This window comes from Citrobacter sp. Cpo103 (genome assembly GCF_030332605.1).
GTDB lineage: Bacteria > Pseudomonadota > Gammaproteobacteria > Enterobacterales > Enterobacteriaceae > Citrobacter > Citrobacter portucalensis.
This window is the reverse complement of record NZ_JAOWHO010000035.1, coordinates 1,275,425-1,289,112: the sequence shown is the minus strand read 5'-3', so window position 1 is coordinate 1,289,112 and position 13,688 is coordinate 1,275,425. Positions and strand designations below refer to the sequence as shown.

Here is a 13,688-nt window from a genome sequence, read left to right as displayed (position 1 = left end):
TATATCACTCTGACGATTTAGACAAAATTCAATGAAAATCAAATAAATGTCATCATTCTACTGAATTCTCTGAAGTCGATTAACGAGCTCAGCAAGAGTTCCTGCCTGCATTTTTTCCATCACCCGCGCCCGGTGCACTTCAACCGTACGCACGGCAATATTCATGGCATCAGCAATTTCCCGATTCATTAACCCTTTTGCTACCAGATGCGCCAGTTCCCGTTCTTTTGGCGTAAGTTGTTGATAGCAACAGATGATCTCTTGTCGCGAGAACGCCGCTGCCGAGACCTGCAATGCATGTTCTAATGCCGCCTGCAGCGGCACGGCTGACACGGGTTTTTGCAAAAAATCGACCGCGCCACGTTTCATTTGCTCAACCGCCATCGGCACGTCGCCGTGCCCGGTGAGAAAGACCACCGCCAGCGTGCTTGCTTTCTGACGCATGATTTCATGCACAGCGTGCCCATCCAGTACCGGCATACGCATATCCAGCAGTAGTACGCCCACCTGGTGCAGATTTGCCTCGGCGAGGAATTTCTCGCCTTGCTCCCAGCAAGACACCTCATATCCCAGACTTTCCAATAAAAACGCACAGGCCTGCGTGACGGCAATGTCGTCATCCAGCAGATGAATTATCGCCACTACGGCCTCCTCCCTGATTTGGTTTAAAATACAATGTCACTCTCGCCCCCGCTTTGCCGTCCGGAGCCTGCTGATTTTTGATCTCAATATCCCCGTTTGCGTAGCGCACCAATCGCTGACAAATGGCCAGTCCTAGTCCCATACCTTCTTTGCGGGTGGTCATAAACGGCTGAAACGCCTGATACAACTGAGCCTCGTCAATGCCTCCGGCATTATCCTGCACCTGAATACGCACGCCACCATCCTTGTGCAGGGCGCTAAACCATACTGTCGTAGCGCCTGCCTGGGCGGCATTAAGTACCAGATTAGCCAGCACCTGCTCAAGAAGAACGCTTGGCAGCATCAACGTTAACGCCTTACTAACCTGCGTGTGCAGCGCTATCGCCGGGAATTGCTGGGGCATGCGCAGTAATTGCCAGACGTGATGGATAGCATCGTGAACGTTGATGGCTTGCCAGTCATCGGTGAGTACCGGATTGCCCTGTGCCTGGCTGACCCACTGCCGGAGATTGCGCAGCGTATCGGCTCCCCGTTGTGCCTGGGCGTCTATGTGCTCAAGCGCGGGCAGCAACGGATGCTGCTCATCCTGACCACGCAGGCGAATCAGACAGCCTTGGGCATAATGGCGGATAGCAGACAACGGCTGATTGAGCTCATGGGCAAAACCGGAGGTCATCTCCCCCAGCACACTCATTTGGCGGGCAGTCTCCAGCGCCTGTTCCTGTTTGTGCAACAACACGTTGTTCCGCTCCAGCTGCCTGCCACGTCGGCGAACCAACAGCATCACCCAGATGTAATTGAGCGTAAGCAACAGCAACACGATGGCCACGCCCCCCATCGCCAGTCGGTGTTGAATAAACCAGCTTTTGACATCCAGCCACAGCTGACGCTGCTGCGGATGCTGGCGGACGTCGCGCAGCAACGCTTCTACTTCACGGGTCGAGGCGGGCGCGCCCCAGCGAAACGCCGCGTTTTGCGGTGCATTGAACAGTACCCGCGTGACGCGATCGGCCAGCTCGTCACTCACTGCTGGTAGTGCGGCAAATGACCAGTCCGGATAGAGCGGCGTACTGGTTAAACAGGGAATTGAAGTCGGATGATTCAACACGGTCATAAAATCGGTTTTACGGATGAGGCCTTCTTCATCCATTTTTTCCAGCAGGCACACCGGCACGATCACCGCCTGCACGGCTTTTTCACGTAATAAATAGAGTAAGGCATCGGCGGGAAATCCGGTGAACGTCAGACGCAAATCGCGCTCCGGGCGCAGACCGGCATCGCTGAGCGCTTTATATCCCAGCAAATAGCCGCCAAACGCCTGTGCATCAATGGCACCAACCGTTTTGCCGATCAGATCGTGTGCGGAGGTTATACCGCTGTCGCGCCTGACGAGAATGGCGCTGCCAATCACGTTACTGGTGGCTTTCCCACCACGGGTGGAGCGTAACGACGCCAGCCAGCGTAGCGCTGAGCGGCTGTTAAGCTGGACAAACTGCGCCGGATTGGTGACAACAAAGTGTACCGTTCCACGATTCACCGCCTCCTGCATCTGTCGCAGGTCCAGCGGTTGAATATGAAACTGCTCACCGGGGATTTGCTGATTCAACAAGGTTTCCAGCGGCTGCCAGTGATTGCGTGTTGAAACCTCCCCGCGCATCGCCAAAACGCCAATGTTCCATGTCTGCGCCCTGACCGCGCCGCTTAGCACCCACAGCGACACCAGCACCGTCAGACATCTTACTACGTTACGTCCCACTCAATTATCCCTGTCAATTATGTTGTTTTAGATCAACAACAAGCCGGGTATGTGGTTAACCACAATAGAGTATACCCCGTCACGATTTTTACACTGTAAATCATTGAGATTCTTTATTCATCACACGCAAATCAACGGCGTGACCAATGTTTCGTTGTTGCATCGTGACGGGAGAAAATATGGACAGCAGTAAACGGCAGTTTCTCCAGCAACTGGGCGTCCTGACCGCTGGGGCATCACTGGTTCCGCTGGCTCAGGCGCAATTTCCCTATTCGCCTGAACGCCGGGAAGGCTCACAACAGCATCGCTACGCCATGCTGGTTGACCTGCGACGCTGTATCGGCTGCCAGGCCTGTACCGTCAGTTGCGCCATTGAAAACCAAACGCCACAGGGCGAATTTCGTACCCTCGTCAACCAGTATCAAGTACAGATTGAAGGTCAGCAAAGCGTCACCAACGTCCTGCTGCCGCGACTGTGCAACCATTGTGATAATCCCCCTTGCGTGCCCGTTTGCCCGGTGCAGGCCACTTTCCAACGCGAAGACGGCATTGTGGTGGTCGACAACACACGCTGCGTGGGCTGCGCCTATTGCGTGCAGGCCTGCCCTTATGATGCGCGATTCATCAATCATGAAACGCAAACCGCCGATAAATGTACCTTTTGCGTTCACCGCCTAGAAGCAGGGCTGCTCCCGGCCTGTGTGGAATCCTGCGTCGGCGGCGCGCGCATCATTGGCGATATTAAAGATCCGCACAGCCGCATTTCACAAATGCTGCATGAACACCATGACGCCATCAAAGTCCTGAAGCCGGAAAGCGGTACGTCTCCTCACGTGTTCTATCTGGGACTGGATGAGGCGTTTGTCACCCCATTGATGGGACGAGCTCAACCCGCTCTCTGGCAGGAGGTTTAAATGAGCCATTCACTGATTATCGACGAGGTTCTGGCCCATCCCCAGGACGTAAGCTGGTTACCCTGGGCCGTACAATATTTCTTTTTCATCGGCATTGCCGCCTGCGCCGCGCTGTTCGCCTGCGTTCTCCACTGGCGCAAAAAAGAAACGGCAAACCTGGAGAATCTGACGCTGTTAATCGCCCTGACCTGTGCGATTACCGCGCCGCTGGCGCTGACCGCTGATCTACACCAAACCGCCCGCGTCTGGCACTTCTATGCGTATCCGACGCCATGGTCCTGGATGCCGTGGGGCGCGCTGTTTTTACCGCTGTTTACCGGTTTTTTAGGTCTGTGGTTTCTGGCGCAGCATGTGAAACGACTAACGCTAAAAAGTTACAGCGTCACAAAATGGTTAGCACTTGGTAGCGCGCTGTCCGCCATCGGATTGCTGGTTTACACCGGCCGTGAAGTGTCGGTGGTACAGGCGCGTCCCATTTGGTTCAGTTACGCCTTTCCGGTTGCGATGTTCCTCAGCGCGCTGCAAACATTTCTTGCCCTGCTTATTGCCACGACAAATAGCAAGGACGCACTACCGCGTAAGCTAGCGTGGGGGCAAATGGTCACGTTGATCGCGCTGGCTATCGTGGTGGTGATCTGGGCGAGTGGTAATACGCTTTCCGGTTCGGCTATCCGTCAGTGGCTGGATGTTGCCTCTTCAGCACAACACTACGCTATCGGTTGGGTTGCGCTATGGCTTGTTTCGCTTGCTCTTTGCGGGTTGGTTGTACGTTACCCCTTGTCGCTACCGCTGCGCATATTACTCGCTTTTAGCGCTATGGCGCTGTGCTGGCTAATGCGCTGGACGTTACTCATCCAGGTGCAGACCGTACCGAAATTTAACGCGCAGTTTAATCCCTATACCCTGCCCGGCGGCACCGATGGCTGGCTGGCTATTGTGGGTACCTTCGGCCTGTGGATAGCACTGATTATTATTGTTCGTGAAGCCCTGAACGCGATCGCAAGGAGAATGCAACATGGCTAATTTAACCCGTCGTCAGTGGCTTAAAGTGGGCCTTGCCGTAGGTGGCATTGTGACTTTTGGCCTGAGTTATCGGGATGTGGCAAAGCGCGCAATAGACGGTTTGTTGGACGGAACCTCGGGCAAAATTACCCGTGACCGCATTTTTGCCAACGCGCTCATCCCCGAAGCCAACGCCCGGCCTCACTGGCAGCAAAACCCGCAGCAGGTGATCTCGATGACGCAGTGCTTTGGTTGCTGGACGCAGTGTGGTGTACGGGTTCGCGTTGACACTGAGCAAGGCAAAGTGCTGCGCATTGCGGGCAACCCTTATCATCCGTTGTCGCACGAGCACCATATAGACGCCTCTGTCCCCTTTGCCACTGCATTGGAACAGCTGGCCGGGGAGTCAGGTCTTGACGCACGTTCTACCGCCTGCGCCCGTGGCGCAACCTTACTCGAAGGTCTGTACAGCCCGCTACGTATACTGGAGCCCATGAAGCGCGTCGGTAAACGCGGTGAAGGAAAATGGCAGCGCATCAGCTTCGAACAGCTGATCAAAGAGGTGGTGGAAGGTGGCGATTTGTTTGGTGAAGGCCACGTTGATGGTCTGAGAGCCATCCACGATCCCACTACACCGCTTGATGCGAAACATCCCGGCTTTGGCCCAAAATCCAATCAACTGCTGGTCACCAATACCAGCGATGAAGGACGTGATACCTTTTTACGTCGCTTCGCGCTGAACAGTTTCGGCAGTAAAAATTTCGGTGCTCATGGCGCTTACTGCGGCCTGGCCTATCGGGCCGGTTCCGGCGCGTTAATGGGCGATCTGGATAAAAATACCCACGTGAAACCCGACTGGGATAACGTCGAATTCGCGCTGTTTATGGGTACCTCTCCGGCGCAATCCGGCAACCCGTTTAAGCGCCAGGCCCGTCAGCTGGCCAGCGCCCGTTTACGTGACGACTTCCGCTATGTTGTGGTGGCGCCAGCCCTGCCATTAACCACGGTGCTGGCTGACGATCGCGGCCACTGGCAGCCCGTACGACCGGGAAGCGATTCCGCGCTGGCTATGGGGATGATAAGCTGGATTATCGATAAACAACGCTATAACGCTGATTATCTCGCTATTCCCGGCGTGCAGGCCATGCAGCAGGCGGGAGAAAAAAGCTGGACTAACGCCACACATCTGGTGATTACCGATGAAATTCCAACGCTTGCCGGACAGCACCTGACCCTCGCCCATCTGAGTGCAAACGCCGCCCAGGAGCCGGTGGTCGTCAACGAGGCAGGTGAGATTGCCGCCGCCAGCAGTTGCCCGCGTGCGCAGCTGTTTGTTACCCGCAAGGTGAAGCTGGCTGACGGGCAGACGGTAACGGTAAAAAGCAGCTTCCAGTGTCTGCGTGAGTCCGCAGAGAAACTGTCGCTAACGCAGTACAGCCAGCAGTGTGGGGTGTCAGAAGCAGACATTGGCGCTCTGGCCGACGCATTCACCCGCCACGGGCGTAAAGCGGCGGTGATCACGCACGGCGGTATGATGGCAGGTAATGGATTTTATAACGCCTGGTCGGTGATGATGCTCAATGCGTTGATTGGCAACCTCAGCCTTGAAGGCGGCGTGTTTGTTGGTGGCGGAAAATTCAATGGTGCCACCGACGGTCCGCGCTACAACATGGACAGCTTCGCCGGGAAGGTAAAACCGAAAGGATTAAGCATCGCGCGCAGTAAAACCGCTTATGAGTCTTCCGAAGAGTACCGCAATAAGGTCGCAGCCGGACAATCCCCCTTCCCGGCTAAAGCCCCCTGGTATCCGTTTGTCGCCGGTCAGCTTACCGAACTCCTCGTCTCGGCGCTTGAAGGTTATCCTTATCCGCTGAAAGCCTGGATCTCCAACATGACCAATCCGTTTTACGGCATTGCGGGATTACGCGGCGTGGCGGAAGAAAAGCTCAAGGATCCTGCTCGCTTGCCGCTGTTTATTGCCATTGACGCCTTTATGAACGAAACCACGGCGCTGGCAGATTACATCGTGCCGGATACCCACAACTTCGAAAGCTGGGGATTCAGCGCTCCGTGGGCGGGCGTGGCCAGCAAAGCCACCACCGCGCGTTGGCCAGTTGTCAGATCGGCGACCAGCTTCACGGCTGACGGTCAACCGGCCTCAATGGAGTCTTTCTGTATCGCAGTGGCAAAACGCATCGGGCTACCCGGTTTCGGCGACAATGCGATTACCGACCCGCAAGGTAATCACTATCCGTTGAATCGTGCGGAAGATTACTACCTGCGCCTCGCCGCCAATATTGCGTTTATGGGCAAAGCCCCGGTTGCAGAGGCACAGCCGGAAGACATTGCGCTGACCGGAGTCCAACGGATCATGCCTGTGATGACCCAAACGCTGAAAGCCGATGAAATCAGCCGAGTGGCGTTTATCTACTCCCGCGGCGGACGCTTTGCGCCGGACAACAGTGGGCGAGTTGATAACCGCGTCGGCAATGCGTGGGAAAAACCGCTCCAAATCTGGAATGCGAACGTCGCCGCGCACCGCCATGCGATTACCGGCGAGCGCTACAGCGGCTGCCCGGCCTGGTATCCTTCACGTCTGTCTGATGGACGTGCGGTCGAGGAGTTGTTCCCGGAACAAGAGTGGCCGTTGAAACTGATTTCCTTCAAATCCAATACCATGTCCAGCGCCACGGCGGTGATCCCACGCCTTCATCATCTGAAGCCGGTTAATCTGGTGGCGCTCAATCCACAGGATGGTCAGCGGTATGGCTTAGCACACGGCGATATCGTGCGTATCACTACCCCAGGCGGTCAGGCGCAAGCGCAGATAAGCCTGCTCCATGGCGTCATGCCGGGTGTCATCGCCATTGAACATGGTTACGGACATAAAGAAATGGGCGCGGCACGGCATACCCTCGACGGTGAGCCGATGGCGTTTGATGAGCAGATTAAGTCGGGGATTAATCTCAACGAGTTGGGTTTTGCGGACCCAACCCGACAGGTAGCCAATACCTGGCTTGACTGGGTGTCGGGTGCGTCGGTGCGTCAGGGGTTGCCCGCGAGAATTGAGCGAGTGTAGCTCTGGTGCCGCATGGCATTGCGAACGCGTTTTACCCGGCCTACAGGACATCGTAGGCCAGGTAAAGCACTGCCGCCACCCGGCAAAAAGCGGATTAGTTGTTTACCGGGATCACCGCACCTTTATATTTAGTACGGATCCAGTCCTGGATCTCTTTTGAATGCAGGACATCAACCAGCGCTACGATATCCTTTTTCTTCTCGTCGCCACGATGCACGGTAATGATGTTGGCATACGGGTTGTTTTCACCACTTTCAACGGCAATAGGATCTTTCACTGGATCCAGCCCGGCGTCGATGGCGTAGTTGGCGTTAATCACCACCGCATCACCTTCGTCGTTGTTATACATCTGCGGTAACAGCGCGGCTTCCACGTTTGGCAGGAACTTCAGCTTTTTCGGGTTTTCGACGATATCGCTAATGCGCGCGGTTACTTTATCCACGCCCGGCTTCAGCTTGATCACTCCCTCTTTTTCGAAAATCGACAGAATTCGGCCTTCCTCAGATACCGCATCACGCATGATGACTTTGCCGCCTTCCGGTAGATCTTTAAGCGATTTCACTTTTTTCGAATAGATACCAATCGGCTCAATGTGAATCGCTCCGGCGCTGACGAAGTCATACGTTTTATCGCCTGCATGATCTTTAATCACGCTGTTCAGGTACGGAATATGCTGGAAGTAGTTGGCGTCAATCTCACGGCCAGCCAGCGCAGTGTTCGGCAGAATGTAATCCTGGAACGGTTTAATCTCCAGATCGATCCCCTGCTTCGCCAGAATCGGTTTGGCCTGTTCAAGGATCTCCGCATGCGGCACATTAGACGCGCCAACGGTCAGAGTATCAGCCCAGGAGGCAAAGCTCAGGGCGCTTAAGGTTGCTGCAGCGAGTAACGTCAGTGATTTTTTCATGATAATGGTTTCCGTATTTTATTAGCGTTTATCTAACAGAGAGGTGATCACATCGCCGCAAAGCTGGATGATGAAGACAATGAGCAAAATCGTCACCGTCGCCACCAGCGTGACGTCGCTGTGGTTGCGCTGGAATCCTTCCAGATAGGCCAAATTCCCTAAACCACCGGCACCAATTACCCCTGCCATCGCGCTGTAGCTCACCAGCGCAATTAGCGTCACGGTGATCCCGGACACCAGAGCAGGAGAGGATTCCGGCAGTAAAACTCGAAAAATAAGCGTGCTCAGCCGTGCGCCCATCGAACGCGTCGCTTCAATAACGCCTTTATCCACTTCACGCAGAGCGATTTCGACCAGACGCGCATAAAACGGCGCGGCCCCCACGATCAGCGCAGGCAACGCGGCATTGGCGCCGAGAATGGTGCCTACCATCGCTTTGGTAAACGGGATAAGCAGCACGATCAAAATGATGAATGGGATCGAACGAAAGATATTCACCACCAGTGAAATAGCGCTATATACCGCGCGATTAGGGAATAATCCGCCGCGCGCTGTCAGGAACAACGCCAGGCCAAGCGCGATGCCCAGGATAAAGGTCGCCGCCCCCGAAAGAGCTGTCATATACAGCGTTTCCTGGGTTGCCGCTAACAGTTGATCCCACTTCAGATGGGGAAACAGTTCTTCAGCCATGTTGAATCACCTCGCCTTCAATGTCGCTCTGGCGCAGGTCGGCCAAAATATTGTTCAATTGTTCCTCAGAGGCCACCACGTGCACCCAAAGTTGACCAAACACGCCGTGTGCGGTTTGCGTCATCTTGCCGTGCAAGATGTTGAACGGCAGGCCATAGCGCAGGGTCAATTCCCCAACCACAGGCCGATGGGTACGTTGCCCGGTAAAGGTTAATTTGATAACCACCCCACCCAACTCGCTTGCCAGTTGCGGATTAAACTCGTCTTCTTCGGTGTACTGGCTCACCTGACGAACAAACTGTCGGGTAATAGGCTGCTGAGGATGGGTAAAGACGCTGAGCACATCACCTTCCTCAACGACCTTGCCGTTTTCCATTACCGCGACGCGGTCGCAGATTTTGCGTACTACGTGCATTTCATGAGTGATCAGCACAATGGTCAATTTGAATCGACGGTTAATATCGAGGAGTAAATCGAGGATCTGATCGGTAGTTTGCGGATCCAGCGCCGAGGTGGCTTCGTCACACAGCAGGACATCCGGATTGTTCGCCAGCGCGCGGGCAATTCCTACACGCTGCTTTTGCCCACCGCTGAGCTGGGAAGGATACGCATTTTCACGACCGCTCAGCCCAACCAGCGTAATCAGTTCAGCAACCCGCGCTTTGATGGACGCTTTGGACGCACCGGCGATTTGCATAGAGAAAGCAATATTTTCGCTAACGGTCCGCGACCACAGCAAATTGAAGTGTTGAAACACCATGCTGATTTTCAGTCGCGCCTGGCGTAACGATTCCCCACTGGCGGCAGAGATATCGTGGCCGTTAATCGTCACGCTGCCGGAGGTCGGTTTTTCGAGACCATTGAGCAAACGAATTAAGGTGCTTTTACCTGCCCCGCTGTAACCAATAATTCCATAAATCTGCCCCCGTTCAACCGTCAGATTGACGTTATCGACAGCGGTGATGGCAAGCCTGCCTGGCGTAAACACTTTCGAAATATTTTTCAGGACAATCATGTCGTTTGGGTATCCGCTGCTTATTGTTCTTCTGCTATCGCTTTTAGCTGTTTAGCAGTATGGATGTCCAAACGAGTGTAATCAGTGGAATTGGCTTTTAGAATGAATTAAAACGAATTTGATATAACTTTTAGAAATATAGTACAAGATCAACGTCAACCGTATAAAACATAGTCATCAGGATGTTAAATGCAGTTTGTTGCGCAACAGAACGCAACGCCCGATAACCTCTTTATCCATACCGATGAACAAATTAATGAATATTTATTGTAAAACTGCACAGAAGTGTTTTGAAACGCTGTTTCCATTTTCCTTTTTGATAATTTTCAGCGTATAATGCGCGCCAATTGTCTCTTGAATGGTTTCAGCACATTGACCTGTAAAACTCAACGACTACAAAACTCACCATCCCGTTGGGCTGAAACACAAGCACACATTCCTCTGCACGCTCTTTCGATGTCACCTATCCTTAGAGCGAGGCATCACAACTTTCGTAACTCAGGTTTAGCTTCCCGTCCGTGCGCGGCGGGAGCCAGATTTCCATATCCTTCTCAACTTAAAGACTAAGACTGTCATGAAAAAGACGAAAATTGTTTGCACCATCGGTCCGAAAACCGAATCCGAAGAGATGTTAACCAAAATGCTGGACGCGGGCATGAACGTCATGCGTCTGAACTTCTCCCACGGCGACTACGCAGAACACGGTCAGCGCATCAAGAACTTGCGCAACGTCATGAGCAAAACCGGCAAGAAAGCCGCAATCCTGCTCGACACCAAAGGTCCGGAAATCCGTACCATCAAACTGGAAGGCGGTAACGACGTTTCCCTGAAAGCGGGCCAGACCTTCACCTTCACCACCGACAAATCTGTCGTAGGCAACAACGAAATCGTTGCTGTTACTTATGAAGGCTTCACTAAAGATCTGTCCGTCGGCAACACCGTTCTGGTTGACGATGGTCTGATCGGCATGGAAGTTACCGCTATCGAAGGTAACAAAGTTATCTGTAAAGTGCTGAACAACGGCGACCTGGGCGAAAACAAAGGCGTTAACCTGCCGGGCGTTTCCATCGCGCTGCCAGCACTGGCTGAAAAAGACAAACAAGACCTGATCTTCGGTTGCGAGCAAGGCGTTGACTTCGTTGCAGCGTCCTTTATCCGTAAACGTTCTGACGTCGTTGAAATCCGTGAGCACCTGAAAGCGCACGGCGGCGAAAACATCCAGATCATCTCCAAAATCGAAAACCAGGAAGGCCTGAACAACTTCGACGAAATCCTCGAAGCGTCTGACGGCATCATGGTTGCGCGTGGCGATATGGGCGTTGAGATCCCGGTTGAAGAAGTTATCTTCGCGCAGAAGATGATCATCGAAAAATGTATCCGTGCACGTAAAGTCGTTATCACTGCGACCCAGATGCTGGACTCCATGATCAAAAACCCGCGTCCGACCCGCGCTGAAGCCGGTGACGTAGCGAACGCCATCCTCGACGGTACCGACGCAGTAATGCTGTCTGGCGAGTCTGCAAAAGGTAAATACCCTCTGGAAGCCGTTACCATCATGGCGACCATCTGTGAGCGTACTGACCGTGTGATGACCAGCCGTCTGGACTTCAACAACGACAGCCGCAAACTGCGCATCACCGAAGCCGTTTGCCGTGGCGCGGTTGAAACTGCTGAAAAACTGGACGCGCCGCTGATCGTCGTCGCAACCCAGGGTGGTAAATCTGCTCGCGCAGTACGTAAATACTTCCCGGATGCCACCATCCTGGCGCTGACCACCAACGAAACTACCGCGCGTCAGCTGGTGCTGAGCAAAGGCGTTGTTGCACAGGTGGTTAAAGAAATCAGCTCTACCGATGATTTCTATCGTCTGGGTAAAGAAGTCGCTCTGGAAAGCGGTCTGGCTCAAAAAGGTGACGTTGTGGTTATGGTTTCTGGTGCACTGGTTCCGAGCGGCACCACCAACACCGCATCCGTTCACGTGCTGTAATAATTCCATCGCGAATTAATTTGCTTAAAAAAGCGCCCTGGTGGCGCTTTTTTTATTTTATCGATAGCCACAATTAATAAAAAATCAAATCGGATTTCACTATCTAATCCGTGATTATCTAAGATGAATCCGATGGAAGCTTTCTGTTTTCACTCGGGTTTTTAGCCGTTTTTGCACAATTCGATGCTTCTTTGAGCGAACGATCAAAAATAAGTGCATTCCCATCAAAAAAATATTCTCAACATAAAAAAGTTTGTGTAATACTTGTAACGCTACATGGAGATTAACTCAATCTAGAGGGTATTAATAATGAATCGTACTAAACTGGTACTGGGCGCGGTAATCCTGGGTTCTACTCTGCTGGCAGGTTGCTCCAGCAACGCTAAAATCGATCAGCTGTCTTCTGACGTTCAGACTCTGAACGCTAAAGTTGACCAGCTGAGCAACGACGTGAACGCAATGCGTTCCGACGTTCAGGCTGCTAAAGATGACGCAGCTCGCGCTAACCAGCGTCTGGACAACGCAGCTACTAAATACCGCAAGTAATAGTATCTGTGTAATAAAAATGGCGCACTTTGTGCGCCATTTTTTTTGCTCTGAATTCCCCTTCCCTGTTATTGCGTAGCGCGTACCTCAGCATCTCCTCCCGGCACGCCATTTTGCGCAGACTTCACTTCTGGCCCATTGCTCGCGACCGATGCTTGCCCGGCAGTGACGGTGACCGGATAACCTGCGCGACGATACAACGCCCTTTCCACCAGATTGTTATCCACCGCTTTATTGTCTTTAAACTGGGTAAATCCGGCTGGCAGCACATACGGCATGGTCTGGACGTTTTGTTCCTCTTCCGGCGACAGCGGTCGATGCACTTCGACATACCTCATGCCGTTCGGCTCAATCGAATATTTTATCGGCTCATTAATCACCCTGACCGGCGTGCCTGTGCGGACCTGAGCAAACAGTGCTTTAATGTCCGGCGCGTTCATGCGAATACAACCAGAACTCACACGCAGGCCCACGCTGTCCGGCGCGCTGGTGCCATGGATCAGATACTCACCGTTTCCATGCGCCAGACGCAGTGCAAAGCGTCCTAACGGGTTATTTGGCCCGGCAGGTACAACAGGCGGTAATGTGATGCCGCGCTCCAGAGAGCGTTTACGGATGCCTGGTGTAGGGGTCCAGGTAGGATTCGGGATTTTCTGCCCAACCCGGGTTTCCATTACCGGCGTTTCCAGCCCCTGCAAACCGATACCAATTGGGAATACCTGAACAATATTCTCTCCCGGCGGGAAGTAATACAGACGCAGTTCCGCCAGATTCACAATAATGCCTTCGCGTGGTGCATCCGGCAGCAGTAATTGTGAGGGAATAGTAATCAGGGTTCCGGGTTTAGGTACGGGGGCAATAGTATTGTTGGCTTCAAGGATCAGCATGGCAGCGGTATCAAACTTACGGGCTATCGCCTGTAGGTTTTTATCGCCTTCCTGCACGGTGTAGGTTTGGTTTTGCCCAACAAGGCGGCTATTCGCCTTGGGCAAAGGATAATCGACCGCCCATGCGGCCTGAATAGCGCTGTAAGCGCCGATTAGCATTAACGTAATAACAGACGCGCGTTTCATACTCACTCACCCCCCTGGCGTTCTTGCCGGACCGCGGCGAGCGCCCAATCCGGCTTACGAGTCACTGCGTTGCCTTA

Annotated in this window: 12 protein-coding genes; 6 read left to right on the top strand and 6 right to left on the bottom strand. The window is 53.4% G+C overall.

The window, feature by feature from the left end:
- Positions 1-57 precede the first annotated feature (57 nt).
- Both ttrR and ttrS read right to left on the bottom strand, forming a co-directional pair.
- Positions 58-642 carry a tetrathionate respiration response regulator TtrR gene (gene ttrR, locus OGX89_RS22810; protein ID WP_126956240.1) on the bottom strand — a complete coding sequence of 195 codons (585 nt, stop codon included), beginning with the start codon at positions 640-642 and terminating at the stop codon, positions 58-60.
- Positions 617-2,398 carry a tetrathionate respiration histidine kinase TtrS gene (gene ttrS, locus OGX89_RS22805; protein WP_126956238.1) on the bottom strand — a complete coding sequence of 594 codons (1,782 nt, stop codon included), beginning with the start codon at positions 2,396-2,398 and terminating at the stop codon, positions 617-619. Before ttrS ends, ttrR begins: the two co-directional genes overlap by 26 nt.
- Positions 2,399-2,577: 179 nt before the next feature.
- Between ttrS and ttrB the strand changes: the two genes are divergently transcribed.
- The 3 genes from ttrB to ttrA are packed head-to-tail and all read left to right on the top strand — an operon-like array spanning position 2,578 to position 7,393.
- On the top strand, positions 2,578-3,312 hold the full coding sequence (gene ttrB / locus OGX89_RS22800) for a tetrathionate reductase subunit TtrB (protein ID WP_226804182.1): 735 nt from the start codon (positions 2,578-2,580) through the stop codon (positions 3,310-3,312).
- The gene (ttrC, locus tag OGX89_RS22795; protein ID WP_003832669.1) at positions 3,313-4,335 is read left to right on the top strand and encodes a tetrathionate reductase subunit TtrC; all 1,023 of its coding nucleotides are present in this window, start codon (positions 3,313-3,315) and stop codon (positions 4,333-4,335) included.
- Entirely contained in the window at positions 4,328-7,393 is a 3,066-nt protein-coding gene (gene ttrA / locus OGX89_RS22790) for a tetrathionate reductase subunit TtrA (RefSeq protein ID WP_232397857.1), read from the top strand. Before ttrC ends, ttrA begins: the two co-directional genes overlap by 8 nt.
- 94 nt (positions 7,394-7,487) lie before the next feature.
- Here ttrA and OGX89_RS22785 read toward each other — a convergent pair whose 3' ends face one another.
- From OGX89_RS22785 to OGX89_RS22775, 3 genes are read right to left on the bottom strand one after another with little or no spacing between them, the layout of a single operon-like run.
- A complete protein-coding gene (locus OGX89_RS22785; protein WP_003029358.1) occupies positions 7,488-8,300 on the bottom strand; it encodes a MetQ/NlpA family ABC transporter substrate-binding protein in 813 nt (270 codons plus the stop codon).
- A gap of 21 nt (positions 8,301-8,321) precedes the next feature.
- Complete coding sequence (locus OGX89_RS22780) at positions 8,322-8,990, bottom strand: methionine ABC transporter permease (protein ID WP_048214308.1); 669 nt, start codon at positions 8,988-8,990, stop codon at positions 8,322-8,324.
- Complete coding sequence (locus OGX89_RS22775; RefSeq protein WP_126956234.1) at positions 8,983-10,005, bottom strand: methionine ABC transporter ATP-binding protein; 1,023 nt, start codon at positions 10,003-10,005, stop codon at positions 8,983-8,985. Before OGX89_RS22775 ends, OGX89_RS22780 begins: the two co-directional genes overlap by 8 nt.
- Positions 10,006-10,377: 372 nt before the next feature.
- Between OGX89_RS22775 and ynhH the strand changes: the two genes are divergently transcribed.
- The 3 genes from ynhH to lpp all read left to right on the top strand — a co-directional run bounded on the left by ynhH (position 10,378) and on the right by lpp (position 12,538).
- A complete protein-coding gene (gene ynhH / locus OGX89_RS22770) occupies positions 10,378-10,572 on the top strand; it encodes a protein YnhH (RefSeq protein ID WP_242637968.1) in 195 nt (64 codons plus the stop codon).
- Between the two features lie 7 nt (positions 10,573-10,579).
- Positions 10,580-11,992: a pyruvate kinase PykF gene (pykF, locus tag OGX89_RS22765; RefSeq protein ID WP_003029366.1), complete on the top strand. Its 1,413-nt coding sequence runs from the start codon at positions 10,580-10,582 to the stop codon at positions 11,990-11,992.
- Positions 11,993-12,301: 309 nt separating this feature from the next.
- On the top strand, positions 12,302-12,538 hold the full coding sequence (lpp, locus tag OGX89_RS22760; protein ID WP_003029373.1) for a murein lipoprotein Lpp: 237 nt from the start codon (positions 12,302-12,304) through the stop codon (positions 12,536-12,538).
- Between the two features lie 68 nt (positions 12,539-12,606).
- Here lpp and ldtE read toward each other — a convergent pair whose 3' ends face one another.
- Positions 12,607-13,611, bottom strand: a complete 1,005-nt coding sequence (gene ldtE / locus OGX89_RS22755; RefSeq protein WP_126956344.1) for a L,D-transpeptidase LdtE — start codon at positions 13,609-13,611, stop codon at positions 12,607-12,609.
- Between the last annotated feature and the right edge of the window lie 77 nt (positions 13,612-13,688).

Coding starts and splice junctions, on each gene's coding strand:
- ttrB (WP_226804182.1), top strand. CDS start 2,578: ATGGACAGCAGTAAACGGCAGTTTCTCCAGCAACTGGGCGTCCTGACC.
- ttrC (WP_003832669.1), top strand. CDS start 3,313: ATGAGCCATTCACTGATTATCGACGAGGTTCTGGCCCATCCCCAGGAC.
- ttrA (WP_232397857.1), top strand. CDS start 4,328: ATGGCTAATTTAACCCGTCGTCAGTGGCTTAAAGTGGGCCTTGCCGTA.
- OGX89_RS22785 (WP_003029358.1), bottom strand. CDS start 8,300: ATGAAAAAATCACTGACGTTACTCGCTGCAGCAACCTTAAGCGCCCTG.
- OGX89_RS22780 (WP_048214308.1), bottom strand. CDS start 8,990: ATGGCTGAAGAACTGTTTCCCCATCTGAAGTGGGATCAACTGTTAGCG.
- OGX89_RS22775 (WP_126956234.1), bottom strand. CDS start 10,005: ATGATTGTCCTGAAAAATATTTCGAAAGTGTTTACGCCAGGCAGGCTT.
- pykF (WP_003029366.1), top strand. CDS start 10,580: ATGAAAAAGACGAAAATTGTTTGCACCATCGGTCCGAAAACCGAATCC.
- lpp (WP_003029373.1), top strand. CDS start 12,302: ATGAATCGTACTAAACTGGTACTGGGCGCGGTAATCCTGGGTTCTACT.
- ldtE (WP_126956344.1), bottom strand. CDS start 13,611: ATGAAACGCGCGTCTGTTATTACGTTAATGCTAATCGGCGCTTACAGC.